This is a genomic window from Chromobacterium sp. CCUG 30098 (assembly GCF_059916605.1).
Map to the genome: position 1 here is coordinate 172,788 of NZ_JAUCGS010000004.1, position 24,226 is coordinate 197,013.

Consider the following 24,226-nt stretch of genomic DNA (forward strand, 5'->3'; position numbering starts at 1 on the left):
TTTTATGATTGATCCGTACATTATAAGTCGCTTTTTGTGGGTGATGGGCGCGGCTAAGATGACCGCGATCTAAGAAGCTGTTCAAAGTCTGCTGCGCTTCAGCGATACGGCGTTGAAACCCGCTTTGGAATGCTCATGTACCACCGGTACATTCCGCTTTCTCAGCCGCTTTCGCCTAGTCTCGTTCTGGCTCGCGAGACATTGAACAGGCTCTTCATCTCAACCATCAGGAAAAAGCGCATGAGAATTCTGCACACCATGTTGCGCGTGGCCGATCTGGACGCCGCGCTGGCCTTCTACACCCGGGCGCTGGGCATGCGCCTGCTGCGCCGCAACGACTTCCCGGACGGCCGCTTCACCCTGGCCTTTGTCGGCTATCGAGACGAAACCGAGGCCGCCGCCATCGAGCTCACCCATAACTGGGATCAGGGCGATTACCAGCTGGGCAACGGCTATGGCCATGTGGCGATAGAAGTGGACGCCGCCGCCGCCGTCTGCGAGCAGGTGCGCGCGCTGGGCTACACCGTGGCGCGTGAAGCGGGGCCGATGAAGCACGGCCGCACCGTGATCGCCTTTTTGCAGGACCCGGACGGCTACAAGGTGGAATTGATCCAGAAGGGCACCCAGTACGACTGAGCGCGGGGAAGGGCGGGCCCGCGCTTGCCGGACCCGCCTCGTTGGAAACCCGTTTTTTAGAGACGGAAGCGCGCGGTCACGCCCTGCAGGTTCTGCGCCAGCGCATTGAGCTGGCTGGAGGTGGTGGCCAGTTCTTCCACCGTGGCGCTGTTTTCCTCCGCCATCTGCGATACCCGCTCCATGCTCTGCGCCAGGTTCAGGCTGGCGGTGCGCTGCTCGCTCAGCGCGCTGGTGATGTTGCCGATGGACTGCACGATGGAGTGAGTGCTGCCTTCGATCTCCTGCATGGAATCGGTGGCCTGGCCTGCGCCGTCGGACACCGTGCCCACGCTGGTCAGGCTCTGCTCCATGCTGCCCACCACCCGGTTGGCGCTGCCCTGGATGGAACCGATCATCTGAGTGATTTCCTGAGCGGAACTGGCGGTGCGTTCCGCCAGCTTGCGCACTTCGTCCGCCACCACGGCGAAGCCGCGGCCCATCTCGCCGGCGCGCGCCGCCTCAATCGCCGCGTTCAAGGCCAGCAGGTTGGTCTGGTCCGCCACGTCGCGGATCACCGTGACGATATTGCCTATCTTCTGCACTTCCTGAGTTAGGCCCTTCATCTGGTCTGAAGTGGCCGCCACCGAAGACGACACCGATTCGATATTGCCCACCGACGCCTTCACCGCATGGCCGCCGCGGCTGGCCAGATCGCCGGCCATCGCCGCCTGGCGGGAAGCCTCGTTGGAGTTGTCCGCCACGTGGTTGATGCTGACCGTCAGCTCCTCAATGGTGGCGGCGGCCTCCGAGGTGGCCTCGGACTGGCGCTGAGCGCCGTGGGCCACCTGTTCGGACATGCTGGCCAGCTCATGGGCGGAGTCCGACACCTCGTTGGCGTTTTTCTGGATGCTGGCCACCACATCGCGCAGGCCCTGGCGCATCTCCTGAATATCCTTGGCCATGGCGATGGCCTCGTCGCGCGCCTCCGGAATCGGCTCATCGTGGCCGGACAAATCGCCCTGCTTGATATTGCGCACCAGCTGCGCGGATTTCTTCAGCGGCACCGTCACCAGATTGGCGATGAACATCGCAATCGCCACCGCGGCGATCAGGGCGATCACCGCCACGGTGATCAACACTGTCACCGCCTCGCTCTGCGCGGCCTTGCTGCCCTCGATAGACTTTTGCATCAAGTCTTCCTGAAAGTCAGACATCTCTTTCAGCGCCTTTAAAAACGCGTTGTTGGCCGGCGCAAAAGTTTTCATCAGAAAGGTTTTGGCTTCCTCGTTCTTGTTGGCGCGAGCCAAGGCGTACAAGGGCTCGAACTGACCGCCCAGATTGGCGCTGGCCGTCTTGAGCTTGTCGAACAGCTCCTTCCCTTTGGGCGTGGACAACAGCTTTTCCATCTGATCCATATTGACGGCGTTGGCGGCGCGGAACTCCTCCACCTTCTTGATATGGGTCTCGGTCTCCTCCGGCGTCTGCACAATGATGGCGTTGCGGATGGAGCGGCCCACGTCCAGCGTGGTGACGCTGATCTTGTTGGCCAACACGATCTTGGGATAACGGTCCTCGGTCACATCGCGGATCTTGTCCCCAATGGTGTTCAATTTCATCATCGCCACCGCCACGATGATGGCGATCAGAATGATCAGCAGGCCAAAGCCGGCCAACAGTTTTTGCTTGACGGTCAACTGGTGCAGCATGGAGCGCTCCCCCGGACAGATATTGTGCCTATAGTGCCGCGACGCGCCCTGCCAGAGCCGCGGCCTCTTGATGAAACATAGTTGCCGGATTGGGCTAGATCAAACCGTCTGCGAGTGCTTGCTCATGGAAGGCCGGGCGAGGGAGCCGGAGACTTTGGCCGCAGGCGGCATGGCAAAGTCTCTCGGATGCATGGGATGGGTACACATATCGAGTAGACCCGCTCGCAATTCACCAATATGCGGCTGGGTTTCGGAGTAATGAAAGAGCGGGAGCTTGTTGGCTGCCTATGCCGCGAACCGAGCATGGCGGCTCGGCCGAGTTAATCGCGCCGGCCGGCCGTCGCCATGGCGGGAAGCATGGCGTTTGCCGCCGCGCTCCGCCCAATCGCCCGGGCAACCAGGGCCGCGCCAGCGGCCAGCGCCAGCCCGAACAGCAGCAGGGCGGCGGGCGCGCCCAGGCGGTCCACCAGCAGGCCGGTGAAGATCACCGGCAGGCTGAAGCCGATATAGGCCAATAGAAAGAAACCGGCGCTGGCGCGCGGCTTCTCCGCGCCGGCCAGCGCGTTCACCGCGGACAAACCGCCCAGATAAGTGAAGCCGTAGCAGGAGCTGCTCGCGCCCAGCGCGCCCAACAACACCGCCGCCAGCGAACCCTGGGTCGCGCCCCAGGCCAGCAGCGCGTAACTGGGCGGCAGCACCAACATGCCCAGGCGGGCGGCGCGGCTGGGCGGTATCGCGCGGGCCAGCGGCTGGAACAGCAGGCCGCAACTGATCACGGTGAAAGTGGAAAACCCGGACCAGCGCGCCAGCCCATGCGCGGCCAGCACCGAGGGCAGTAGCGCGATCACCAGCCCCACCGCCGCCCAGGCCAGCAGAATGGCCAAGCCGAAGGGCAAGCTGCCGGCGGGGAAATAGGGCGGGCGCAGCATCGCCGTATGGCGGCCGCGCGGGGCTGGGTCCGGCAAGCCCGCCACCGCCAGCAGCGCCGCGCCGGCCAGCGCCAGATGCAGCCAAAAGCTGGCCGGCGTCAGCGTGCTCTGCCACAGCAGGCATACGCTGGTCAGCGCCGCGCCCAGGCCAAAGCCCAGCGAGGTGCTGGCCGTCACCCACAAAGTGGCGCGGCGGCCGTCCGGCTCCGCCATCAATTCCCCCATATAAGCGACGCCGGCGGCGGAAGCCAGCGCGGTGCCGCAGCCCAGCAGAAAGCGCGCCACGGCCAAGGCCTCCAGCCGCGGCCACAGCGCCATGACGGCGGTGGCCAGCATCGCCAGCGCCAGCGCCGCCAGGATCAAGGGCTTGCGCCCCAGCCGGTCCGGCAGGCCGCCCAGCGCCAGCAGCACTGGCAACACTCCCAGCACATAGGCGGAAAACGCGGTGGCGGTGGCCGCCGCGCCCTGGCCGGCCAGCTGCGCGTAAGCGGTGTACAGCGGCGCTTGCAGGTTCACCGCGCAAGTGATCAGGCACAGGCCGAAGGCCAGCCGGGCAGGGTGACGCGTGCTCATGCGGCCTCCTGGTATGAAAGGGAGGTGGCGGAGCACACAGTGCGGGCGAACAGTGGAACAGTCATAAGCTATGGCCTGGTATGAGCCTTGTTTACGATCTTGCGAGCTAGGGCGAGACAAGGCGAAAACGGCTGAGAAAGCGGAATGTACGTTTGGTACATGAGCATTTCGAAGACGGTTTCAACGCCGTATCGCTGACGCGCAGTAGATCGTAAATAGGTTCTGAGAATGGAGCGCGGCGGGCCGCGTACACACCACTATCCGGTCGGCCTATGACGGCAACAAGTGACAGCAGCGGCCATTTGCGCTTAACTGTTTGCTCATTATCAGCAAACAGTGAGCCCGCCATGCGGCTAGAACTCGACCGCGCTAGCCGGCAGCCGCTGGCGCAGCAAATCGCCGATCAACTACGCGCCTGGATACGGCGCAGCCGCGTTCGCCCCGGCACCCGGCTGCCCTCCATCCGCCAACTGGCCAAGGAGCAGCAGCTCAGCCAATCCTGCGTGATCGACGCCTACGACCGGCTGGTGGCGCTGGGCCTGCTGGAGTCGCGCCACGGCGCCGGCTTCTTCGTGGCCGCACCGCCGGGCCGCGAGGAAAACGAGTGGCGGGAAACCATGGAGCCGGCCTGGGGTCAGTTCAGCGACAGCGGCGAGCTGCTGAAGCTGGGCTGCGGCTGGGTGCCGGACAGCTGGCGCGACCAGGAAGAACTGGGCTACGCCATCCGCCACATCACCCGCTGCCAGCCGGCGGACCTGTTCGACTACAGCACCCCGCTGGGCCTGCCGGCCTTGCGCCGACAACTGCAGCAGCGGCTGCGCCAGATCGACATCCATGTGGAACAGGAGCAAATCCTCACCACCAATGGCGGCAGCCACGCGCTGGACCTGCTGGCGCGCGCGCTGCTCAAGCCCGGCGACACCGTGCTGGTGGAAAGCCCCGGCTACTACAATCTATTCAACCTGCTGAAATTCCACGGCATAGAAATGCTGGCGGTGCCGCGCGCCGGCAACGGGCCGGACCTGGCGGCGCTGGAAGCCATCCTGGCCCGACATCGGCCCAAATGCCTATTCATCAACAGCCTGTTTCACAACCCAACCGGCACCTGCGTGACGCCGGCGGTAGCGCACCGCCTGCTGCAACTGGCGGAGGCCCATGACTTCCTGATCGTGGAAGACGACATCTACGCGGATTTCCAGAACCACCCCGGCGTGCGGCTGGCAGCGCTGGATTCGCTGCGGCGGGTGATCTATCTGTCCAGCTTCTCCAAAACCCTCAGCTGCTCGCTGCGCGTCGGCTATGTGCTGGCCCAGCCGGAGCTGATCCGCCAGCTGGCCAATATCAAGATGTACACCGGCATCGGTACCCAGCGCTTTGCCGAATGTGTGGCGGCTCAGCTCTTGTCTAGCGGCGCTTACCGCAAGCTGACGCAAAGGCTGCGGCTGCGGCTGAACCGGCAAATGGCCGCCACGCTGCAAACGCTGGAAGCCAACGGCTGGCAAGTGTTCGCCGAGCCGCAGGGCGGCATGTTCGTCTGGGTGCGAACCGGCCGCCACAGCTTCGAGGAGATGCAGGCGGAAGCCGCCAAGCGCGGCGTGCTGCTATCGCCGGGCAGCGGTTTCATGCCCGGCGGCGAGGATAACGACTGGCTGCGGATCAATGTTGCTTATGCCGGCGATGCGCGGGCGCTGGGGTTTTTTGAGGCGTTTAAGGGAGAGTGAGGGGCGGATCAGGTGTTAGTGTTGATTTGCGGGGAGCTTGAGCTATGGATTCATGCGGTGGCTTGTGTTTACCTAGGTCTGTTCTTTCTTGTGGGGAGTACGTCATTGACGTACAATTAAGCCATGTACACCCTAGCGGAAACCTCCATTTTTACCAGGTATGTTGCTGATTACTGGAGTGAAGAAGAGCGTAGCGCTTTCTTTGTCTGGCTAGTCAACAATCCCACCGCCGGTGCGGTGATCCCCGGCTCCGGTGGTTGCCGCAAGGTACGTTGGTTTTCGGAGGGGCAGGGGAAGCGTGGCGGGGTGCGAGTGATCCATTACAACTTATTGGATGATGGCACGATTTGGCTGCTTACCATCTATGGCAAGAATGTGAGGGAGGATATCCCGGCCTACATTCTCAAAGCGATCAAGGAGACTATTGATGCCGACTGACAAAGAACTGGCCGCTCGGGACGCCCAGCGCGATCTGGGGGCGGAGTTGTTGGAATCGGTACGCCAGATGAAGGCGGATCAGGCCGCTAGGCGCACCCAGGTCACGCCCACGCTGGCCGCGCAGGCACGTTTGCAGATGGATATGTCCCAGGCGGAGTTCGCGGCATTGTTGGATGTCAGCAAGCGCACGTTGCAGGAGTGGGAACAAGGCCGGCGCATGCCCTCCGGCGCGGCGCAAACCTTGCTGCGGGTCGCCGTGCAGCATCCGGAAGCGTTGCGGGAGCTGAAACCCATCTAAGCTGGTGTTTGAATAGGAAACAGCCTCTCGTTTGAGAGGCTGTTGTGTTTATGGCGTTGTGACCGTCGCGGACGAGAAGGGGGTTCATCGCCCTGAAGGTGGGGTCGATTAAAAACTGATAAGGACTTGGCTTTATTTCTTGGGAGCACTTTGGCCAGGGCAGTTGCCGTCTTCGGAGGCGTCGATGATTCCATTTGCCATTGAGCAAAATTTTCCTCCCATGGACAAAATATTATTAAATTCTGCTGGGTACCAATACGTTGCTACAACCTCTAACGGCGTTGAGGCCGGTAGTGGCTTCGGGGCTTGGCTCACTGTGTATTTGCCAGCAATGACTTCTCCGTAAATCAAACATTCACCAGACTTGACTTTGTAGAGTTCTGCTTCGTTTCGGGATGCTGCATTAATTTTCCAGATGGCTTGCGAACCGTTAGCCGTTTCCGTGTAAACCGTGATTGAGGTCAAAACCAGCCCCTTGGCAGGGATGGCAATGGATTTGTTTGCTGATCTGTAGCTATCTGTTGAGAAGCAGACTTTTCCTGCACCGGCATTCCTTGCCGTAATAACACCTTGATAAAGGGAGGATGCTGTAGCAGTAAGTGTGATAGCGTAAATAAGTATGCCACTAAGGAGTGACGTGAGGGAGATTGCGCGCATTTTTGGGATCCTTAAGAAAGTTAGATAAAATTCTTTCGTAGTCTTGAGCTGTTCCTTGTGGAGTAACTTGTTGTTTGTACTTCACAAGATAGTAGTCTCTAAGTATGTCACCTTGTTGTTCCATATTATATTCTGAAAAATCGTTTTTGCTTAGGCTGTACCCATAGACATTTGAGATCGTGCCTCTGATTGCCCATTTTATACCGTATTCCATTGTTGGATAATTTAACTGATATTGCCAGACATGAGCCATTTCATGGATGAACCATGCTTGATGACCTTCTGTACCTTTTGAGAAGTCGGCGAGGCAATGTTTTTTTGAGAAATGAATGGTGTTGTCAGGTGCAACAGCAACATCATCACTAGGCACAGGTAGTGATTCAATCCCAAAAGGATACTTGCCGCAGGACACTCTGACTTTATCAAAATCAATGCCATTCTTAAATATGGACTGCACCATCTGCTTTTCACCTGATGTCGGCAGTCGAATGCCATCCGGGCGGGTGCAGGATTTTCCATCCGCAGAAGGTGTCCATGAAATATCTGGACATTGAGAATAGACACACGTATGCGTGCTTTTGTAGTAACCAGTTCCTGGAGGGCACTCAGCTGAAGTCATCAGTGATAAGGCCATATAATCAGGGAGGTTGGGTTGGCGGCATCTGTCGGGTGGTAAGAAGGTTGAGTTGAAGTTGGCGCAAGCGATCTCTTGGCTGGTAGATCTTTTTTCCCAGTTAATGCCCGGCGGGTACACGATGTATACCGTTTTTGCGGCTACTTCCATTGGGAATGTCTCCGCACATACCCAAGAATTCGCCATTGTCAGCGCAAGCAGTAGATAACTTGATTGTTTCAAGTAGATATCCTCCCTAGTTAGGTTGGCTCTATATGTGAATTAAGTTTTTATTGCTACTTGGTGGTGTTGGTGTGCGGATAAATTGATGTGTGACTTTTTTAGTCTTGTGAGTGAGCTAGGTGAATTCGTGATGCAGTTTTTTGTGAAATCGATAGTTTTGTAATGGTTTTCTTTGTATTCTTTTCCCAGATTGAGAGAGTGTGGCTTTTTGCGATTTATACAGAGAATAAATGGGTTGAGGTGTTGACTGATTGCATTGACTACTCAAATCGCTTCTGCGCCAGGAACGTCGTAAATTGTGTCGGTGATCTCGCTCAGTAGACGATGGTCCAATAGTACTTGCATGATTGTCTTGGCCGTGTTTTGACAGACAATAATTTTTCCATCAGTATCGAAGTTTAATCCAAATTCTCGTGAGCTATTAACCACCTGTACTTTTTCTGAAAAATCGGGGCGTAAGTAAAGAGCTTTTTGTTGGATTACAGTTATGCGGCGAAGCTGCATTGCGTTAGTGCCTACGTAATCCTTTAGGGGCTGCATATCTACAAAAATAGATGCAAATTGAGGGTCTGCCGAAAGATCGTCAAAGCTTTTTTGGTAAACCTTTTTTTCAGACATGGTGCTTTCATAAGCACGTTTTGCTTTTACAAATATGGTTTCGTTTATGCAATAAAAATCAAAGAAAGAGTCAAATGAAAAGCTTTCTTCTGGAGTGACTGAAAGTTCGCCATTTTGAAATATCGCATTAATTAGACAGCTTCTTATTTTTGGACGCCATGTAGGTGCGGTTCTACGAATTGCGTATACGGTATGCCCGTTGGATTGGAATTTTACAAGATAAACAGCAGCTCCTTTAAGATGCTTAAGTTCTGCATCGACATTCTCAGCTTCAGGAGTATCGACTATGTTTAGAAGGGCAATAAGCCCCTCACTTTCTTCTAGTGCATGGGTAAGACAACTGCTTTCATTATTCTGAGAGATTGGGCTATATGCTATCTCTTCAGTTGTTGCTGTAACTTCCCTTTGGACTGCATTGCGAAACAATTGCTCAATGGTCTCATCAGTTCTGACGTGCCATGCTCTGAATTTTGTTGCGGTTGTACTTTTCTTGAAGACCCATAACTGTACCGTTGCAGTGTCATAGGTTAAGTTTCGCCACGTTATAAAATCAGTCATTGTGAATTTTACCGTCCGTAATGTAGTTCCCCTGAATTTCTTGGCACAGATATTCGCCAGGGCGTAATGCATTTTTACTTAGGAATTTTGAGGTGCGTTCATGCTTGTTGACAATGATTCTCGCTTCATAGAGATTCCAGCCAAACACAATGAGAATTGGGTTCATTATAATCTGTCCGGCTTTGTAAGTGATTAGGAAGAGCCAGGCAAGAAAAGCAATGAGGCCCGCGATCTTTCCTAAGGAGCCATAGTCTACACCCATGAAAGAAACAATGTATGGAAAACTATAACTTATTAGCTCGCTAGGGATCGGCTTTGAGTCGGTGACTGTAATTGGATATTTATATCGAAGTTTAGAAACCACTCGAAATGTTAGTAACAGACATAATCCGGTGGTGGTTATTCCAGAAATGGATAATAAGGGATGGTCAAATTTTGGAGTTGTACATGCTGTCCAGTCGGTACATAGGCCAGCTGCCCATGTTTGATGGCTTATGTCTTGCAATGCAAGTATCAGTGCAAGAGGAAAGTAAGACCCTAGAAAAACAAGAAGTGCGGGTATTAGCCGAAATTGCATAGATAGTTCTCTCGCAATTTGTTTTTGTTTAAACTGGATGGGTGTTGTATGTTCTATGTGGAATTTGTTAGGAAGTAGTGGTGGGTTACCATAGTTTTCTGAGCTCGCTAACTTGCTGAAAATGCTCCTGCTGGTCGATAGTAGCTCTTCGGAATTGATAAAGCAAAAAGACTCATGAAACTAAGTGGCTGGCCAGTAACTTTTGGCTAAGTAATTGATCGAATTTTTTATGAGCATATATTACGTTGGGTGGTAGGTCAGACCGAAAGCTAGGTGCCCCACTCCATAAAATGAAGGTGTGTAAAAAACGACATAAAATCCATTATCCCCAAAACTACCAAGGCTTGACCCTAGCTCCTCACTCAGCAACAATCCCCCCGTGCCGCTCTATCTCGGCACTGGGCGTGAGAACCCATCCTTGTTTTATCGACTGCGGGCGAAATGCGGCTATCCGCGCATTTCGTGCGTCCTGTTGCGTCTGTATGGCGGACCGGATGGGGTAACCTTCTGGTTGGCCAGCTCGCAGTCGCTGGTTTCTCACGCTCTGTTCGGTCTGCCTTCCCCAGTGAGAAGGGGGTGGCGGTACTTCCACAGACTGCAGGAGAAATGTCATGTCAAAGAAGCTCTCTCCGATTCCTGTTTCCTTGTTTGACCTTGCCGACTTCCCCAACCCCCGCCGTTCCCGTTACCGCTTTCCCTCTAGCGAAGCCAAAGACCTCCGTCTGCCCTTTGTCCGCCGCGTGCCGGGCCGTACTTATCCGCACTACTGGCAGCCGGCGGAGCCTCAGGATTATTTCGAGGCCTGCGCCATCGGCCGCCAGTACGCGGCGCACATGGCTCAGTTGTTGAAGAACAACCGCCAGCATGCGGCGCGCGGGCTGTTGTTCCGTATCGCCAGCGATATGGATTTTGCCGACAAGAGTTACCGCATCGGTCTGTGCAAGGGCTTCTTCAATTATCTGGAGATGCTGCTGAACCTGGCGGTGGAGCGCGTGCATCTGGCGCAGCATGTTGAGGCGGTGCAGCAGCTTTATCTGTGCCTGGAGCAGTTGGCGGAGGCGCAACAGCAACAGCGGCGCAAGAAGCGCGGCCGGGGCCGTCGGCGCTGACGCGTTCGCCATGAAAAAACGGCCCTTCGGGGCCGTTTGGTTTTGTGCTGTGTGTATTAGAGCCTGTTCAAAATCTCGCGCGCAAGAGCGAGACAAGGCGGAAACCGCTGAGACAGCGGAATGTACAAGTGGCACATGAGCATTTTGAGCTTGTACTCACCGTGCAAGACTTCACGACGCGCAGCAGATCGTAAACAGGTCTTTAGCGGGCGAGTTCGGAGTAATGGTGCTCATCATACTGTCCGTCCAGATAGTCATTGACGCGGTCGTTGAAGGCGATCCAGTGCGGCGTTTTCTGGTGTTCGGCCAGACGCTCCTTGCTGTCCCACAGTTCAATCAGCGCGTAGCGCAGCGGCTCGCCGGCTTGCTGCCAAAGCTGGTAGTAGTTGCAGCCGGTTTCCTTATTGGATTCCCGCACCATGGTGTTGAGCAGGGTGAGGAAGTCTTGTTGGCTTTCGGCTTTGACGTTGAAGAATACGTTCAGGGTAATCATGAGAGGGCCTCTGGTCTTGGGTGAATGAATGCGAATGTTCCGCTGCCATTGGCGCGGTGTATCCATGGCGGCCATTTTACGAAGCCCTGTTGTTCGTTAAAAGTGAAATATAATTAGCTTTGTATTCGTTTTTTATGAATTAAATGTCGTGATGGCTCAAGGCCCGGCTGGGTGAGGGGCGGACGGCGGCAAAAGAAAAACGGCCCCGAGGGGCCGTTTCCGTTTCACTATCGTAAGTGGCTTAGAGCCTGTTCAAAGTCTCGCGAGCAAGGGCGAGACAAGGCGAAAACAAGCGAAAAAGCGGAATGTACTCGTGGTACATGAGCATTTTGAGCTGGTTTTCAACGCCGTATCGCTGAAGCGCAGCAGACATTGAACAGGTTCTTAGAACGCGAAGTGCTCGTCCTGCAACTCCATCAACGGCTTGGCGCCAGCCTTGAGCTTGGCCAGCAGGCTGTGTACTTCCGGGAACAGCTTGCTCATATAGAAGCGGCCGGTCAGGATCTTGGCCTGGTAGAAGCCGTCTTCGCCGCCGCCCAGCTTGGAATGAGCCACTTCCGCCATCCGCGCCCACAGCCAGGCGTAGCTGAGGTGGCCGATCAGGCGCAGGTAGTCGGTGGCGGCCGCGCCGGCTTCGTCGCGGTTCTGCATGCCGGCCATGCCGATGCCCATGGTCACTTCGCCCACGTCTTTCAACAGCTTGGACAGCGGGGCCACGTAGTCGGCCAGCTTGTCGTTGCCTTCATTGGCCTGGCAGAACTTGTGGATTTGCTTGGTGAACTTGCGCAGCTTCTGGCCCTGGTCCATCAGCACTTTGCGGCCCAAGAGGTCGATGGCCTGGATGCCGTTGGTGCCTTCGTAGATTTGGGAGATGCGGCAGTCGCGCACCAGTTGCTCCATGCCCCATTCGCGGATGTAGCCGTGGCCGCCGAACACTTGCATGCCCAGGTTGGCGGCTTCGTAGCCGTTGTCGGTCATGAAGGCTTTCGCCACCGGGGTGAGCAGGGCCACGAGGTCGGCGGCGTCCTGGCGGGCGTCGGCGTCCGGGTGTTTGTCTTCAATGTCCAGTTGCAGCGCCAGCAGGCTGGTCAGCGCGCGGCCGGCCTCAGTGTAGGCTTTCTGGGTGAGCAGCATGCGGCGCACGTCCGGGTGGACGATGATGGGGTCCGCCGGCTTGTCCGGGCATTTGTCGCCGGAGAGCGAGCGCATTTGCAGGCGTTCGCGCGCATAGGCCAGCGCGCCCTGGAAGGAGGCTTCGCCTATGCCCAGGCCTTGCATGCCGCAGCCCAGGCGGGCGGCGTTCATCATGGTGAACATGCAGGACAGGCCCTTGTTGACTTCGCCAATCAAATAGCCTTTGGCGCCGTCCAGGTTGATCACCGCGGTGGCGTTGGCCTTGATGCCCATCTTGTGTTCCAGGCTGCCGCAGGCCACGGGGTTGCGGCTGCCGTCGTCATGAAATTTGGGCACGATGAACAGGGAGATGCCTTTCACGTCCTTGGGCGAGTCCGGCAGGCGGGCCAGCACCAGGTGGATAATGTTGTCGGACATATCATGTTCACCGGCGGAGATGAAAATCTTGGTGCCGGTAATGCTGTAGCTGCCGTCGCCGTTGGGTTCGGCGCGGGTTTTGAGCAGGCCCAGGTCGGTGCCGCAGTGCGGTTCGGTCAGGCACATGGTGCCGGTCCAGCTGCCGTCCACCAGTTTGGGCAGGTAGGCCGCTTTTTGCGCTTCGGTTCCGTGGGCATGAATGGCAGAATACGCGCCGTGGGACAGGCCGGGGTACATGGACCAGGCCACGTTGCTGGAGCACTGCATTTCCATGATGGGGAAGCCCAGTGCCTTGGGCATGCCCTGGCCGCCGTAGGCCGGGTCGCAGTCCAGCGCCGGGAAGCCCAGTTCACAGTATTGCTGGTAGGCTTCCTTGAAGCCGGGCGGGGTGGTGACGGATTTGGTGGTGCTGTCGTAGTGACAGCCTTCTTCGTCGCCCTGGCGGTTCAGCGGCGCCAGTTCGCTTTCACAGAACTGGGCGGCGGCCTCCAGATAAGAGCGGAAAATGTCCTGGGTGGCTTCTTCGTAGCCGGGCAGGGTGGGGATGATGTCCTGTACCTTGATCAGCTCGTGGAGCACGAAATCGAAATCCCGCAGCGGGGCTTGGTATGCAGGCATGGGTCTCTCCTGTTGGTTTGCGCGGCCTGGACGATCCGGCCCAGGTCTGTCGTGTTTGGGTTCGCCCTGCGCTTGGGCGAATAATTCAAACGCTTGTTTAAATTATCGACGTGGCTTTGACAAGCTTTTCGCGTTTTACCCGTCGCCGAGTGTGGTTTAACGGCAACGCGCGCGCACAAGGATCAAAACATTCCAGATGACTTGGTTTAGACGCAAGGTACGCAAATGGGTTGCCTACCGGCACCATTGGTTTCAGAAGCCGGGCCTGCGCCGGCTGGCGCCCTATCTGGACCGGCCGGCGTATTGGTCGCTGAACCGCCGCAAGGTGGCGATGGGGGTGGGGGTGGGCTTGTTCGCCGGCCTGATGCCCGGCCCCACGCAAAAGGTGACGGCGGTGGCGCTGGCTTTGCTGATGCGGGTGAATCTGCCGGTGGCGGTGTTGTTCACGCTGTACACTAACCCTTTGACCGTATTGCCGCTGTACTTTCTGGCTTATGCTTATGGCAAGCTTTTACTGGGCAATCCGGCTGCGGGTACAATGACGCCGCCGCCCAATTGGGACCGGATGAGCTTGCCGGATTGGTGGCACGCCTGCCTGAATTGGCTGGCGGAGCTGGGCTGGCCCTTGCTGGTGGGATTACCGGCGCTGGGCCTGACCTTTGCCGTGATCGGCTACGCGTTGACGCGGCTGCTGTGGCGCTGGGCGGTGATCAGCGCCTGGAAAAGCAGGCATTGCAGAACACTTTAAGGGGTGATTGTGGATCTGGTTGAAAAGCAGTTGTCGTCGGAGCTGGTGTATCAGGGCGGTTTTCTCAAGGTTCATAAAGACGAGGTGGCGCTGCCGGACGGCGCGGCGTCCACGCGCGAATACATTCTGCACCCCGGCGCGGTGGCGGTGCTGGCGCTGACGCCGGACGGCAAGCTGGTGCTGGAGCGCCAGTACCGTTATCCGACCGGCCGCGAGTTCGTGGAGATTCCCGCCGGCAAGATAGACCCGGACGAGGACCCGGCGGCCACGGCCAGGCGGGAGCTGTTGGAGGAAACCGGCTACGCGGCGGAGCGCTGGACGTATCTGGGCACCGCTTATCCCTGCATTGGCTATTCCAACGAGCGCATCAGTTATTACCTGGCGGAAGGGCTGAGCCAGCAGGGCAGCCGGCTGGACGAGGGCGAATTCCTGGAGGTGCTGACGGTGCCGCTGGCCCAGGCGATGGAGATGACGCTGAGCGGGGCGATCTGCGACAGCAAGTCCATTGTGGGCCTGCACTGGCTGGCGGCGCACCAGGCCGGGAGGATGCCGGGTGTCGCCGTTTGATCCTTACCGGGATCGACGGCGCGGGCGCCGCATCAGCATGGGCTGCAAGGCTCGCATCCGTTCTTTGATCAGCGGCGAAACCCATTACGGCGAGTGCGTGGATCTGTCGGTGGACGGCATGGCCTTGCGCTCGTCCTTTGTGCCGCAGTTCGGCGAGCGTCTGTCCGTGATCGTGCTGGCCCCGGGCGTGGGCGGCATGCCGGGCAAGCCCTTAGAGGCGGTGGTGGAGGTGAAGCGCTGCAATGAGGTGCAGCGCGGCCGCATCTATGAAATCGGCGTGCGCATTGTGCAGCGCAAAGGCTGAGCGCCGCAGTCCGCGCGGACGCGGCGCATTCTTTATATTCCCTTCTCTTTTTCCGCCGCGCTGCGCGGCGTGAATGTTTCAATCGCCGCGATGGAAACGTTTGATTCTCAAAGCGTTTTTTTAGGGCCGATTTCCGTTTACTCCCGCTTACACGCCGCTCGTCTTCCGTTACAAAAAAAAGCTGGCGGAATTCACCATCCATTTCAAATACTTGTATTGAATCTGGCTCACGATCTCATATTTTGTGTGCAGGCGCGGTTTTGCCCTGCCAGGCTGTGCGTTATGCTATACCCAGAAAAAGAAAGCCGGAAACAATGTGAATACTCTAATTCAGCAAGGGGAGCAGCGGATGCCGCGTGCATATCGTTTGCGCCTCTGCTACCTGCCAGGAGAGAGCCATGCACCCGGATATCTTCAGTCACTACGCTGCTCGTTACGACAAGACTCGTGAGGAGGAGTACACCATCCAGGAGTACCTGGAGCTCTGCAAGAAAGACCCCGGCGCTTATGCCACCGCCGCAGAGCGCATGCTGGCCGCCATAGGCGAGCCGGAGCTGGTGGACACTCGGCACGATTCGCGTCTGTCCCGCATCTTTTCCAACAAAGTCATCAAGGTCTATCCCGCGTTCCGTGATTTTTACGGCACCGAGGAGGTGATCGAACAGGTGGTGTCCTACTTCCGCCACGCCGCGCAAGGCCTGGAAGAGAAGAAGCAGATCCTCTATTTGCTGGGTCCGGTGGGCGGCGGCAAATCGTCCATTGCCGAGAAGCTGAAAGAGCTGATGGAGCTGGTGCCGTTCTATTGCCTGAAAGGCAGCCCGGTCAACGAGTCTCCGCTGGCGCTGTTCAACTACGACGAGGACGGGGCGCTGCTGGAAGAGGAATACGGCATTCCGCGCCGTTATCTGAAGAGCATCCCCAGCCCGTGGGCGGTGAAGCGGCTGCATGAGTTCAACGGCGACATCGGCCAGTTCCGCGTGGTCAAACGCTATCCGTCCGTACTCAAGCAGATCGCGGTGGCCAAGACCGAGCCGGGCGACGAGAACAATCAGGATATTTCGTCGCTGGTGGGCAAGGTGGATATCCGCAAGCTGGAGAAATACGCGCAGGACGACCCGGACGCTTACAGCTACTCCGGCGGCTTGTGCCTGGCCAACCAGGGCTTGCTGGAATTCGTGGAGATGTTCAAGGCGCCGATCAAGGTCTTGCACCCGCTGCTGACGGCCACCCAGGAAGGCAACTTCAAGGGCACCGAGGGCTTTGGCGCGATTCCGTTTGAAGGCGTGATCCTGGCCCACTCCAACGAATCCGAGTGGAAGCAGTTCCGCAACAACAAGAACAACGAGGCTTTCCTGGATCGGATCTACATCGTCAAGGTGCCGTATTGCCTGCGCGTGTCCGACGAGATCAAGATCTACGACAAGCTGATCCGCAACTCTTCGCTGGGCCGCGCGCCGTGCGCGCCGGGCACGCTGAAGATGATGTCGCAGTTCGCGGTGTTGTCGCGGCTGAAAGAGCCGGAAAACTCCAGCCTGTTCAGCAAGATGCAGGTCTACGACGGGGACAATCTGAAGGATACGGATCCCAAGGCCAAATCCATCCAGGAATACCGCGATTACGCCGGGGTGGACGAGGGCATGAGCGGCTTGTCCACGCGCTTCGCCTACAAGATTCTGTCCAAGGTGTTCAACTTCGATCACAGCGAAGTGGCGGCCAACCCGGTGCACTTGCTGTACGTGATCGAGCAGCAGGTTGAGCGCGAGCAGTTCCCGGCGGAAATCGAGCAGAAGTATCTGACCTTCCTGAAGGAGTACCTGGCGCCCAAGTACGTGGAGTTCATCGGCAAGGAGATTCAAACCGCTTATCTGGAAAGCTACTCCGAATACGGCCAGAACATCTTCGACCGCTACGTCAGCTTCGCGGACTTCTGGATTCAGGATCAGGAGTACCGCGATCAGGACACCGGCGAGATCTTCGACCGAACCTCCTTGAACGCGGAGCTGGAGAAGATAGAGAAGCCGGCCGGGATTTCCAATCCCAAAGACTTCCGCAACGAGATCGTCAACTTCGTGTTGCGGGCGCGGGCCAACAACGGCGGCAAGAATCCCACCTGGACCAGCTACGAGAAGCTGCGCACGGTCATAGAGAAGAAGATGTTCTCCAACACCGAGGAGCTGTTGCCGGTGATCTCCTTCAACGCCAAGGCCAGCGCCGAGGATGCGAAGAAGCACGAGGACTTCGTCAACCGCATGGTGGAAAAAGGCTACACCGCCAAGCAAGTGCGTCTGTTGTGCGAATGGTATCTGCGAGTGCGCAAGTCCTCGTAAGCCGTCGCTGATCCGGCGCCGCCTGGGGCGGCGCCGGAAATCGCCCGCGTGGCCGCTGTCGCCGCCGGGCGGTGAAGAATATAACAACAGCAAGCCAGGCGATGGCCGCCCGCGGGCGGCCGCCGCCGGCACAGGCAAAGCGAGGTGCTTATGTCCCACATCATCGATCGGCGCCTCAACGGCAAGAACAAGTCCGCGGTCAACCGCGAACGGTTTCTGCGCCGTTTCAAGGCCCAAATCAAGGAGGCCGTCGCCAAGGCGGTCAAGGGGCGCAGCATTACCGATATCGAGAGCGGGGAGAAGGTCTCGATTCCGGTAAAGGATATTTCCGAACCCGTGTTTCATCACGGCAAGGGTGGCATGACGGAAAACGTGCACCCGGGCAATGAGGAGTTCGTCAAGGGCGACCGCCTGCCGCGGCCGCAGGGCGGCGGGGGCGGAGGCGGCAGCAAGGCCAGCCAGGACGGCGAGGGCGAGGACGATTTCGTGTTCCAGCTGTCGCGCGAAGAGTTCATGAACGTGTTCTTCGACGACTTGGCCCTGCCCAATCTGATCAAGACCCAGCTGATGGGCATTGAGGAGATGAAGACGGTGCGCGCCGGTTACACCAACGACGGCACGCCGGCCAACATCAATATCGTGCGTTCGCTGCGCGGCGCGCTGGCGCGGCGGGTGGCGATGGCCGCGCCCACCATGGCCACGCTGGACGACGCGGAGGAGGAACTCGACACCCTGATGGAGGATGACGAGGACAACACCTCGGAAATCCGCGAAAAACGGCAAAGCATTCACCGGCTGCGCGAACGCATCGCCAGCATTCCGTGGATAGACCCGTTCGACCTGCGCTACAACAACCGGGTCAAGCAGCCCAAGCCCACCAGTCAGGCGGTGATGTTCTGCATCATGGACGTGTCCGGCTCCATGGATGAGCAGAAAAAGGACATGGCCAAGCGCTTCTTCATCCTGCTGTACCTGTTCCTGCAGCGCAATTACGAGAAGATCGAGGTGGTGTTCATCCGCCACCACACCAGTGCGGTGGAGGTGAGCGAGGAGGATTTCTTCCACTCGCGCGAATCCGGCGGCACCGTGGTGTCCTCGGCGCTCAATCTGATGGCGGAGATCGTCAAGAAACGCTACGCCGGCAGCGAATGGAATATCTACGCCGCCCAGGCGTCCGACGGCGACAACTGGGACAGCGATTCCGCCAACTGCGGCCGCATCATGGAGGAGGACCTGCTGCCTTACTGCCAGTACTTCGCCTACATCGAGATCACCGAAGGAGAGCCGCAAAACCTCTGGTACGAATACTTGAAGGTGCAGGAACGCAACCGCCAGTTCGCCATGCAGAAAATTCGTTCGGCTTCCGACATCTACCCGGTCTTCCGGGAACTGTTCAAGCGCCAGCCGGCCAATGGCCGCGCCGCCACCGCCTGAGAACGTGTTTATGATCTCGCGAGACAAGGCGGAAACGAGCGAAAAAGCGGAATGTACACGTGGTACATGAGCATTTTGAGCTCGGTTTCGACGCCGTATCGCCGACGCGCAGCAGATCGTAAACAGGTTCTGAGCGGTCTTGCCAAGGGGGGAGCAACATGACACCGATTTCTACCGGGTCCGAATGGACCTTCGACCTGGTCGACGAGTACGACCGGCAGATACGCACCATCGCGGTGGATGAATTCAAGCTGGATGTCTATCCCAATCAGCTGGAAGTCATCACCGCCGAGCAGATGATGGACGCCTACGCCTCGGTGGGCATGCCGGTCAACTACCATCACTGGAGCTACGGCAAGCATTTCGTCGCCACCGAAAAGAGCTATAAGCGCGGCCAGATGGGGCTGGCCTATGAGATTGTAATCAACTCCAACCCCTGCATCGCCTATCTGATGGAGGAAAACTCCATGACGATGCAGGCGCTGGTGATCGCCCACGCCGCTTACGGTCACAACAGCTTTTTCAAGGGCAACTACCTGTTCCGCGCCTGGACCGACGCCTCGGCCATCATCGACTATCTGGTGTTCGCCAAGAGCTACATCACCAAGTGCGAGGAGCGCTACGGCATAGACGCGGTGGAGGACTTGCTGGACAGCTGCCACGCGCTGATGAATTACGGCGTGGACCGCTACAAGCGGCCGCAGAAGCTGTCGCTGGCCAAGGAGCAGGCGCGCCAGGAAGAGCGCGAGCAATACCTGCAAACCCAGGTCAACGACCTGTGGCGCACCATTCCCAAGCGCGACAAGGACGGCAGCGACAAGGCGCCGCCGCGTTTTCCGCCGGAGCCGCAGGAAAACCTGCTGTATTTCATCGAGAAATCCGCGCCGCTGCTGGAGCCTTGGCAGCGCGAAGTGGTGCGCATCGTGCGCAAGGTGGCGCAGTATTTCTACCCGCAGCGGCAGACCCAGGTGATGAACGAGGGCTGGGCCACGTTCTGGCACTACACCATCCTCAATCGCCTGTACGACAAGGGCATGGTCACCGACGGCTTCATGATGGAGTTTTTGCAGAGCCACACCAATGTGGTGTACCAGCCGCCGGTGACGGCGCGTTGGTACAACGGCATCAACCCGTACGCGCTGGGCTTCTCCATGTATCAGGACATCAAGCGCATTTGCGAAGCCCCCACTGACGAGGACCGCGCCTGGTTCCCGGACCTGGCCGGCACACCGTGGCGGGAGTCCCTGGAGTTCGCGATGAAGAACTTCAAGGACGAGAGCTTTATCTCGCAGTATCTGTCGCCCAAGCTGATCCGCGATTTCCGCCTGTTCTCCATCCGCGACGACGACCACGACGACAAGCTGGAAGTGTCCGCCATCCACGACGATATGGGCTACCGCGATATCCGCGGCAAGCTGGCGGAGCAGTACAACCTGGGTTCGCGCGAGCCCAATATCCAGGTGTGGTCGGTCAATGTGCGCGGCGACCGCAGCCTGGTGCTGCGCCACACCATGCACAACAGGCGGCCGCTGGACGACAACAGCGCCAACGAGGTGCTCAAGCACGTGTGTCGGCTGTGGGGCTTCGACGTGAGGCTGGAAAGCGTGGACGGCAATGGCGACGTCAAGCAGAGCTACGAGATGAAATCCAACCTGGATGGCGCGCGCGTGTAGCCGCGGCGGCCTGTGATATAGTCGAAAACCCGGGGCCGGCGGTCGTCGCCCCCGGGTTTTTCATGCCGTCGGCGGATGCAACTTTCCCTTCGGGCCGCTCTCGAATTCCTATTTCGATTGCGCGTCGCCGCCGCAAAGCCTGTTTCGCTTCACGCGAAGCGGCCCCGGCCGCGCTCTGCCTCGCCGGCGCGCGGCGGACTTTGAATCAGCGCTCACAAGGGAGACGATATGGACCACCAGCATTGCGATCATCCAGCGCCGGAGCGCGCGCCCAAGGTGGGCGTGGAACGCTTGCGGCCCTTCGACAAGGAGGCGTTTGAGCGCGCGGTGACCGATTTGCTGACCGCCTGCGGCTTTCAGCCGCAAGGCGATCCGCATCTGGGCAGGACCGCGGAACGCGTCGGCGCGTTCTGGCGCGACCGCTTGCTGGACGGCTACGCCGCCGATCCGAGCGAGGTGCTGGGCTGCGGTTTTGAAGACGATTCCCGCGAGATGGTCATCATCAGTAATATCTCCATCCACAGCCTGTGTCCGCACCATCTGGTGCCCTTCGAAGGCATCGCCCACGTCGCCTACATTCCGGGCGGACGGCTGCACGGCTTCGGCCGCATCGCGCGGCTGATCGACGTGATCTCGCACCGCTTGAATTACCAGGAATGGATTTGTCAGGAAGTGGCGGACGCGCTGGTGCGGCACGGCATGGCCAAGGGCGCGGCCTGTGTGATCCAGGCCAAGCAGATGTGTTTGCAACTGGGGGAAAACCGGCGCGGCGCGGAGGCGGTGATCACCCAGGGCTTCGCCGGAGAAGTGGGCGAGGCGGACCGCGCGCGTTTCCTCAGCGAGTGCAAGCAGGCCTCGCACCGCTGAGCGTTTACTCTTGGTGCGGGTGGGGCAAGGGCACGAAAGCGCGCAAGGCGTGCTCCCGGCTGCTCAGCTCCGCCAGCCGCACGCCGTAAACCGCCTCCAGCGTTTCCCGCCGCATGATTTCGGGCGTGGGTCCGAAGCCGGCGGCGCGTCCTTCGTTCAGCAGCAGCACATTGTCGGCGTGGCGCAGCGCCAGGTTCAGATCGTGCACCACGGCCAGCGCGCCGATGTTCAGCTCGCGGCAGATGCGGGCCACCTGCGCCAGCAGCGCGTCGGCCATGGCGAAGTCCAGCGCGGCAGTGGGTTCGTCCAGCAATAGATAGCGTTCCGCGTCCGTCGAGGCCAGCAACTGGCACAGCGCGCGCGCCAGGTGGACGCGTTGCTGTTCGCCGCCGGACAGGGTGCGCGCCTGGCGTCGCGCCAGCTCCGCGGTGCAGGTGAGCTCCATCGCCTGGCGGCAGGCCTCGCCGGCGTCGCCCAGCAGATAGGCGCCGGACTGGATCAGCTCCATCGTGCTCCAGCCGGCCGGCGTCAGCGGATTTTGCTCCACCACCGCGCGCTGGCGCGCCAGTTGCGCGGCGGATTGGCCGCGCAGCGGCCGTCCGGCCATCCACGCCTCGCCGGCGCTGGGCACGTGCAGACCGGCCAGCATGCCCAGCAAGCTGCTTTTGCCGGCCCCGTTGGGGCCTAGCACGATATTGAGTTCGCCCGGCGCCACGCGCAGGGACACCGCCTCCACCAAGAGGCGGCCCTGGCGGGAAAGGCTGAGGGCGCGCGCTTCAAGCATGGGCGTCCTTTTCCGCGCTTTGCCGCAGCAGCCACAGGAAGAAGGGCGCGCCTATCAGGCTGGTGATCACGCCCACCGGCAGTTCGCTGGGCGCCAGCAGGCTGCGCGCCAGCCAGTCCGAGGCGATGGCCAGCAGCGCGCCCAGCATGGGCGCGATCCACAGCAGCCGGCGCGCGTTGCCGCCCACCAGTTGGCGCGCCAGGTGCGGGCCCATCAGGCCGATGAAACCGATCATGCCGCAGGCGGACACCACCAGGCCGGCGGCCAGGGCCGCCAGGATCACCACCTGCCATTCGCGGCGACGCACTTCAAAGCCCAGGTGAAAGGCGGCGGTTTCGCCCAATTGCAGCGCGTTGAGAAAGCGCCATTGCCGGTGCAGCGCCAGCCAGACCAGCGGCGCGGCCGCGCACAGCAAGACGGTTTGCGGCCAGTCCACGCTGGCGAAGCTGCCCATCAGCCAGAAAATCACCACGCGCAAGGAGCCGTCTGGCAGGGTGGTGATCAGCAGGGTCAGCAGGCTGCCCAGCAAGGAGCTGATGGCGAGACCGCTGAGGATCAGCCGGCTGCCGCCTTGTTGGGTCTGGCCCAGCAGGCGGATCAGCAATAAGGAGAACAGGCCGCCGGCGAAGGCGGACGCGGACACCGCGTAAAGGCCGGCGCCCAGGCTCAGCGCGGCGGCGGCGGCCAGCGCCGCGCCGCTGTTGATGCCGATCAGGCCGGGTTCGGCCAGCGGGTTGCGGAAACGCGCCTGCACCGCCGCGCCGGCGCTGGCCAGCAAGGCGCCGGCGCTGGCGCTGGCCAGCAGGCGCGGCAGCCGCAGCTGCCACAGCAATTGCCATTCCAGTTCCGGCAAGGGCTGGCCGGCCAGCAAACGGGACGCGTCCATGCCGCTGCCGTGCAGCAGCGAGGCGAGAGAGAGGAGAATCAGGCCGGCCGCGAGGGCCAGGGTCAGCGGGAAGAGGCGCATGGAAGGAGGCTCCCCGCCGGCGCTTAGCGCAGGCCCAGCACGTCCTGCATATCGAACAGGCCGCGCGGTTTGCCGGCCAGCCAGCGCGCGGCGCGCACCGCGCCGTTGGCGAAGGTGGCGCGGCTGGAGGCCTTGTGGCTGATTTCCACGCGTTCGCCGATGGCGGCGAACAAGGCGGTGTGGTCGCCGACCACGTCGCCGCCGCGCACGGTGGCGAAGCCTATGGTTTGCGGATCGCGCTCGCCGGTCACGCCTTCGCGGCCGTAAACCGCGCATTCTTTCAAGTCGCGGCCCAGCGCGTCGGCGATGACTTCGCCCATGCGCAGCGCGGTGCCGGACGGCGCGTCCACTTTATGACGGTGGTGGGCTTCGATGATTTCGATGTCGTAGCCGTCGTCCAGCACACGCGCCGCCATGTCCAGCAGCTTGAAGGTGAGGTTGACGCCAACGCTGAAATTGGAGGCGAACACGATGCCGATCCGGTCGCCGGCGGCGCGGATCGCCGCCTTGCCGGCCTCGTCGAAGCCGGTGGTGCCGATGATCATCTGCACGCCGCGCTCGGCGCAGGCGGCCAGGTGTTCCAGCGTGCCTTCCGGGCGGGTGAAGTCGATGACGGCGTCGGCGCCTTCCAGCGCCTGGAGGAAGTCGCCGCCTATCTTGACGCCGGTGTGTTTGCCGATGAACAGGCCGGCGTCCTGGCCGATGAATTCCGAGCCGGGGCGGTCCACCGCGGCGTGCAGAGCCACGCCGGGCGCGGCCAGCGCCGCTTCAATCAGGGCCTTGCCCATGCGGCCGCCGGCGCCGACGACCACCAGTTTCAGCGGGGTGGCGCTCATGGCTTGGCTTCCTGGGCCGGCGCGGAGGCGGTCAGCGGCGGGCGTTCGGCCGGCTGCGCCTGGCCTTCCACGCGCTCCAGCACGTCGCCGTTGAAGTGGACGGTCAACAGGCGGTTGCTGTTTTTATCCAGCTTGCCCTGCTTGATGTCGCTATAGGTGTAATCCCAGCGATTGGCGTGAAACGCGTCGGCCAGTAGCGGAGAACCCAACAGGAAACGCACTTGCGAGCGTGTCATGCCCGGTTTAAGTTTGGCGACGGCATCCTCTGTGACATAATTGCCCTGCTGGATTTCCATCTTGTGCGGGCTGAGCCAGTTCAGAGGATTCATTGAGCTGCAGCCGGAGAGGGCAAGGACGGCGACAAAAATCAGGGCGCGCATGATACTCCGTGACCTAAAAGTT

Annotated in this window: 24 protein-coding genes; 12 read left to right on the forward strand and 12 right to left on the reverse strand. The window is 59.7% G+C overall.

What is annotated here, in order from left to right; all coding sequences use genetic code 11:
• The first annotated feature begins 240 nt into the window (after positions 1-240).
• Positions 241-636, forward strand: a complete 396-nt coding sequence (gene gloA, locus QUG03_RS11170; protein WP_500820007.1) for a lactoylglutathione lyase — start codon at positions 241-243, stop codon at positions 634-636.
• Between the two features lie 56 nt (positions 637-692).
• On the opposite strand, the gene QUG03_RS11175 is transcribed toward gloA, so the two are convergent.
• Together QUG03_RS11175 and QUG03_RS11180 are read right to left on the reverse strand one after the other, a co-directional pair.
• Positions 693-2,321, reverse strand: coding sequence for a methyl-accepting chemotaxis protein (locus QUG03_RS11175; RefSeq protein ID WP_488905533.1), 1,629 nt, complete (start codon positions 2,319-2,321; stop codon positions 693-695).
• A 320-nt stretch (positions 2,322-2,641) separates the two neighbouring features.
• Positions 2,642-3,823, reverse strand: a complete 1,182-nt coding sequence (locus QUG03_RS11180) for an MFS transporter (RefSeq protein ID WP_500820008.1) — start codon at positions 3,821-3,823, stop codon at positions 2,642-2,644.
• A gap of 347 nt (positions 3,824-4,170) precedes the next feature.
• On the opposite strand from QUG03_RS11180, the gene QUG03_RS11185 reads away from it, so the two are divergent.
• From QUG03_RS11185 to QUG03_RS11195, 3 genes are all read left to right on the forward strand, one after another.
• Positions 4,171-5,544, forward strand: coding sequence for an aminotransferase-like domain-containing protein (locus QUG03_RS11185; RefSeq protein WP_500820009.1), 1,374 nt, complete (start codon positions 4,171-4,173; stop codon positions 5,542-5,544).
• A gap of 123 nt (positions 5,545-5,667) precedes the next feature.
• Positions 5,668-5,982: a type II toxin-antitoxin system RelE/ParE family toxin gene (locus tag QUG03_RS11190; RefSeq protein WP_500820010.1), complete on the forward strand. Its 315-nt coding sequence runs from the start codon at positions 5,668-5,670 to the stop codon at positions 5,980-5,982.
• The gene (locus QUG03_RS11195) at positions 5,972-6,280 is read left to right on the forward strand and encodes a helix-turn-helix domain-containing protein (RefSeq protein WP_500820011.1); all 309 of its coding nucleotides are present in this window, start codon (positions 5,972-5,974) and stop codon (positions 6,278-6,280) included. Before QUG03_RS11190 ends, QUG03_RS11195 begins: the two co-directional genes overlap by 11 nt.
• A gap of 132 nt (positions 6,281-6,412) precedes the next feature.
• Here QUG03_RS11195 and QUG03_RS11200 read toward each other — a convergent pair whose 3' ends face one another.
• From QUG03_RS11200 to QUG03_RS11215, 4 genes are all read right to left on the reverse strand, one after another.
• Positions 6,413-6,937: a hypothetical protein gene (locus QUG03_RS11200; protein WP_500820012.1), complete on the reverse strand. Its 525-nt coding sequence runs from the start codon at positions 6,935-6,937 to the stop codon at positions 6,413-6,415.
• Positions 6,906-7,721, reverse strand: coding sequence for a hypothetical protein (locus tag QUG03_RS11205; RefSeq protein ID WP_500820013.1), 816 nt, complete (start codon positions 7,719-7,721; stop codon positions 6,906-6,908). Before QUG03_RS11205 ends, QUG03_RS11200 begins: the two co-directional genes overlap by 32 nt.
• A gap of 336 nt (positions 7,722-8,057) precedes the next feature.
• Positions 8,058-8,969 (reverse strand): Kiwa anti-phage protein KwaB-like domain-containing protein, encoded by a 912-nt coding sequence (locus QUG03_RS11210; RefSeq protein ID WP_500820014.1) that lies wholly within the window; start codon positions 8,967-8,969, stop codon positions 8,058-8,060.
• Positions 8,962-9,546, reverse strand: a complete 585-nt coding sequence (locus tag QUG03_RS11215; RefSeq protein ID WP_500820015.1) for a KwaA family protein — start codon at positions 9,544-9,546, stop codon at positions 8,962-8,964. Before QUG03_RS11215 ends, QUG03_RS11210 begins: the two co-directional genes overlap by 8 nt.
• Before the next feature lie 611 nt (positions 9,547-10,157).
• On the opposite strand from QUG03_RS11215, the gene QUG03_RS11220 reads away from it, so the two are divergent.
• Positions 10,158-10,655: a hypothetical protein gene (locus QUG03_RS11220; protein WP_500820016.1), complete on the forward strand. Its 498-nt coding sequence runs from the start codon at positions 10,158-10,160 to the stop codon at positions 10,653-10,655.
• 202 nt (positions 10,656-10,857) lie between these two features.
• On the opposite strand, the gene QUG03_RS11225 is transcribed toward QUG03_RS11220, so the two are convergent.
• Together QUG03_RS11225 and QUG03_RS11230 are read right to left on the reverse strand one after the other, a co-directional pair.
• Positions 10,858-11,148, reverse strand: coding sequence for a putative quinol monooxygenase (locus QUG03_RS11225; RefSeq protein ID WP_107799859.1), 291 nt, complete (start codon positions 11,146-11,148; stop codon positions 10,858-10,860).
• 384 nt (positions 11,149-11,532) lie between these two features.
• On the reverse strand, positions 11,533-13,317 hold the full coding sequence (locus QUG03_RS11230) for an acyl-CoA dehydrogenase C-terminal domain-containing protein (protein WP_227104176.1): 1,785 nt from the start codon (positions 13,315-13,317) through the stop codon (positions 11,533-11,535).
• Between the two features lie 196 nt (positions 13,318-13,513).
• Between QUG03_RS11230 and QUG03_RS11235 the strand changes: the two genes are divergently transcribed.
• The 7 genes from QUG03_RS11235 (at position 13,514) to folE (ending at position 21,237) form a co-directional block, all read left to right on the forward strand.
• Entirely contained in the window at positions 13,514-14,065 is a 552-nt protein-coding gene (locus QUG03_RS11235; RefSeq protein WP_019100393.1) for a DUF2062 domain-containing protein, read from the forward strand.
• Between the two features lie 9 nt (positions 14,066-14,074).
• Positions 14,075-14,632, forward strand: coding sequence for an NUDIX domain-containing protein (locus QUG03_RS11240; RefSeq protein ID WP_500820017.1), 558 nt, complete (start codon positions 14,075-14,077; stop codon positions 14,630-14,632).
• The gene (locus QUG03_RS11245) at positions 14,619-14,936 is read left to right on the forward strand and encodes a PilZ domain-containing protein (protein ID WP_081545720.1); all 318 of its coding nucleotides are present in this window, start codon (positions 14,619-14,621) and stop codon (positions 14,934-14,936) included. Before QUG03_RS11240 ends, QUG03_RS11245 begins: the two co-directional genes overlap by 14 nt.
• Positions 14,937-15,334: 398 nt before the next feature.
• Positions 15,335-17,263 (forward strand): PrkA family serine protein kinase, encoded by a 1,929-nt coding sequence (locus QUG03_RS11250; RefSeq protein WP_081545718.1) that lies wholly within the window; start codon positions 15,335-15,337, stop codon positions 17,261-17,263.
• Positions 17,264-17,413: 150 nt separating this feature from the next.
• Entirely contained in the window at positions 17,414-18,697 is a 1,284-nt protein-coding gene (locus QUG03_RS11255) for a YeaH/YhbH family protein (protein ID WP_500820018.1), read from the forward strand.
• Positions 18,698-18,855: 158 nt separating this feature from the next.
• The gene (locus QUG03_RS11260; RefSeq protein WP_107799856.1) at positions 18,856-20,370 is read left to right on the forward strand and encodes a SpoVR family protein; all 1,515 of its coding nucleotides are present in this window, start codon (positions 18,856-18,858) and stop codon (positions 20,368-20,370) included.
• Positions 20,371-20,598: 228 nt separating this feature from the next.
• On the forward strand, positions 20,599-21,237 hold the full coding sequence (gene folE, locus QUG03_RS11265) for a GTP cyclohydrolase I FolE (protein WP_107799855.1): 639 nt from the start codon (positions 20,599-20,601) through the stop codon (positions 21,235-21,237).
• A 4-nt stretch (positions 21,238-21,241) separates the two neighbouring features.
• Here folE and QUG03_RS11270 read toward each other — a convergent pair whose 3' ends face one another.
• The 4 genes from QUG03_RS11270 to QUG03_RS11285 are packed head-to-tail and all read right to left on the reverse strand — an operon-like array spanning position 21,242 to position 24,153.
• Positions 21,242-22,021, reverse strand: a complete 780-nt coding sequence (locus QUG03_RS11270) for an ATP-binding cassette domain-containing protein (protein ID WP_500820019.1) — start codon at positions 22,019-22,021, stop codon at positions 21,242-21,244.
• Positions 22,014-22,988, reverse strand: coding sequence for a FecCD family ABC transporter permease (locus QUG03_RS11275; protein ID WP_107799853.1), 975 nt, complete (start codon positions 22,986-22,988; stop codon positions 22,014-22,016). The genes QUG03_RS11270 and QUG03_RS11275 overlap by 8 nt, the downstream gene beginning before the upstream one ends.
• 23 nt (positions 22,989-23,011) lie before the next feature.
• Complete coding sequence (dapB, locus tag QUG03_RS11280; protein ID WP_500820020.1) at positions 23,012-23,824, reverse strand: 4-hydroxy-tetrahydrodipicolinate reductase; 813 nt, start codon at positions 23,822-23,824, stop codon at positions 23,012-23,014.
• Positions 23,821-24,153, reverse strand: coding sequence for an outer membrane protein assembly factor BamE (locus QUG03_RS11285; protein WP_233246701.1), 333 nt, complete (start codon positions 24,151-24,153; stop codon positions 23,821-23,823). Before QUG03_RS11285 ends, dapB begins: the two co-directional genes overlap by 4 nt.
• Between the last annotated feature and the right edge of the window lie 73 nt (positions 24,154-24,226).

Excerpts from the sequence above, each read along its gene's own strand:
- gloA (WP_500820007.1), top strand. The coding sequence starts at position 241 with ATGAGAATTCTGCACACCATGTTGCGCGTGGCCGATCTGGACGCCGCG.
- QUG03_RS11175 (WP_488905533.1), bottom strand. The coding sequence starts at position 2,321 with ATGCTGCACCAGTTGACCGTCAAGCAAAAACTGTTGGCCGGCTTTGGC.
- QUG03_RS11180 (WP_500820008.1), bottom strand. The coding sequence starts at position 3,823 with ATGAGCACGCGTCACCCTGCCCGGCTGGCCTTCGGCCTGTGCCTGATC.
- QUG03_RS11185 (WP_500820009.1), top strand. The coding sequence starts at position 4,171 with ATGCGGCTAGAACTCGACCGCGCTAGCCGGCAGCCGCTGGCGCAGCAA.
- QUG03_RS11190 (WP_500820010.1), top strand. The coding sequence starts at position 5,668 with ATGTACACCCTAGCGGAAACCTCCATTTTTACCAGGTATGTTGCTGAT.
- QUG03_RS11195 (WP_500820011.1), top strand. The coding sequence starts at position 5,972 with ATGCCGACTGACAAAGAACTGGCCGCTCGGGACGCCCAGCGCGATCTG.
- QUG03_RS11200 (WP_500820012.1), bottom strand. The coding sequence starts at position 6,937 with ATGCGCGCAATCTCCCTCACGTCACTCCTTAGTGGCATACTTATTTAC.
- QUG03_RS11205 (WP_500820013.1), bottom strand. The coding sequence starts at position 7,721 with ATGGAAGTAGCCGCAAAAACGGTATACATCGTGTACCCGCCGGGCATT.
- QUG03_RS11210 (WP_500820014.1), bottom strand. The coding sequence starts at position 8,969 with ATGACTGATTTTATAACGTGGCGAAACTTAACCTATGACACTGCAACG.
- QUG03_RS11215 (WP_500820015.1), bottom strand. The coding sequence starts at position 9,546 with ATGCAATTTCGGCTAATACCCGCACTTCTTGTTTTTCTAGGGTCTTAC.
- QUG03_RS11220 (WP_500820016.1), top strand. The coding sequence starts at position 10,158 with ATGTCAAAGAAGCTCTCTCCGATTCCTGTTTCCTTGTTTGACCTTGCC.
- QUG03_RS11225 (WP_107799859.1), bottom strand. The coding sequence starts at position 11,148 with ATGATTACCCTGAACGTATTCTTCAACGTCAAAGCCGAAAGCCAACAA.
- QUG03_RS11230 (WP_227104176.1), bottom strand. The coding sequence starts at position 13,317 with ATGCCTGCATACCAAGCCCCGCTGCGGGATTTCGATTTCGTGCTCCAC.
- QUG03_RS11235 (WP_019100393.1), top strand. The coding sequence starts at position 13,514 with ATGACTTGGTTTAGACGCAAGGTACGCAAATGGGTTGCCTACCGGCAC.
- QUG03_RS11250 (WP_081545718.1), top strand. The coding sequence starts at position 15,335 with ATGCACCCGGATATCTTCAGTCACTACGCTGCTCGTTACGACAAGACT.
- QUG03_RS11255 (WP_500820018.1), top strand. The coding sequence starts at position 17,414 with ATGTCCCACATCATCGATCGGCGCCTCAACGGCAAGAACAAGTCCGCG.
- QUG03_RS11260 (WP_107799856.1), top strand. The coding sequence starts at position 18,856 with ATGACACCGATTTCTACCGGGTCCGAATGGACCTTCGACCTGGTCGAC.
- folE (WP_107799855.1), top strand. The coding sequence starts at position 20,599 with ATGGACCACCAGCATTGCGATCATCCAGCGCCGGAGCGCGCGCCCAAG.
- QUG03_RS11270 (WP_500820019.1), bottom strand. The coding sequence starts at position 22,021 with ATGCTTGAAGCGCGCGCCCTCAGCCTTTCCCGCCAGGGCCGCCTCTTG.
- QUG03_RS11275 (WP_107799853.1), bottom strand. The coding sequence starts at position 22,988 with ATGCGCCTCTTCCCGCTGACCCTGGCCCTCGCGGCCGGCCTGATTCTC.
- dapB (WP_500820020.1), bottom strand. The coding sequence starts at position 23,824 with ATGAGCGCCACCCCGCTGAAACTGGTGGTCGTCGGCGCCGGCGGCCGC.
- QUG03_RS11285 (WP_233246701.1), bottom strand. The coding sequence starts at position 24,153 with ATGAATCCTCTGAACTGGCTCAGCCCGCACAAGATGGAAATCCAGCAG.